The organism is Oceanobacillus luteolus, assembly GCF_042678205.1.
GTDB lineage: Bacteria > Bacillota > Bacilli > Bacillales > Amphibacillaceae > Oceanobacillus > Oceanobacillus luteolus.
Genome location: NZ_JBHUDE010000059.1, coordinates 1 through 687 on the forward strand (window position 1 = coordinate 1; position 687 = coordinate 687).

At 47.6% G+C, this 687-nt stretch carries 1 protein-coding gene; it reads right to left on the minus strand.

Annotated elements, in window-relative coordinates; genetic code table 11:
* Nucleotides 1-75: 75 nt before the first annotated feature.
* Nucleotides 76-687 (minus strand): group II intron maturase-specific domain-containing protein (locus tag ACFSBH_RS12100; RefSeq protein WP_379597731.1); only part of this gene is annotated, 612 nt, incomplete at its 5' end.

Here is a 687-nt window from a genome sequence, read left to right on the forward strand (position 1 = left end):
AATCGAGTAGGAGGAGGCGATTAACCTCCGTCCTCTCACACCACCGTACGTACGGTTCCGTATACGGCGGTTCAATCAAGATTGATAACGCAAGAATTTATAACGGTCGTGTAGACCTCTGAGCCCTTGGCGACTCCAGTAGGAGTTGCCAAGGGTTCGTTGTAAAATTGGACTTTTCGCGATTCTCCAATAGGCTTTCCGACTGTTTCCCCATTCATAAGCTTGCCAATGGGGCACTCCTAACTTCATTAGGTTACGAGTCTTCGTCTTCGGTTTCTTCCATGCCTTCCATAAGCACATGCGGAGCCTTCGACGTATCCACCCATCCAGACTTTTAAAGATAGATGGCGTGTCTGCCAATGCGAAATAGCCGCACCAGCCCGTTAGGTATTGATTCAGCTTCTTCAGTCGATAATCCATCGAGTATGGCATCCTTCTTGAAGTGATTTCCCTTACTTTCAACTTCATTCGTTCTAAACTCTGTTTTGCTATACGTACCTTTGGCTCTCTCGACGAGGTAAAGCTGAAGCCAAGGAATTTTCGTCTCCAAGGACGGTCGACTGCTGACTTCTGTTCATTCACCTTCAACCGAAGCTTGCCTTCGATGAACCGTTGGATGCTCATCATGGTACGTTCACCCGCACGCTTAGACTTCACGTATATGTTACAGTCATCCGCATACCGAAC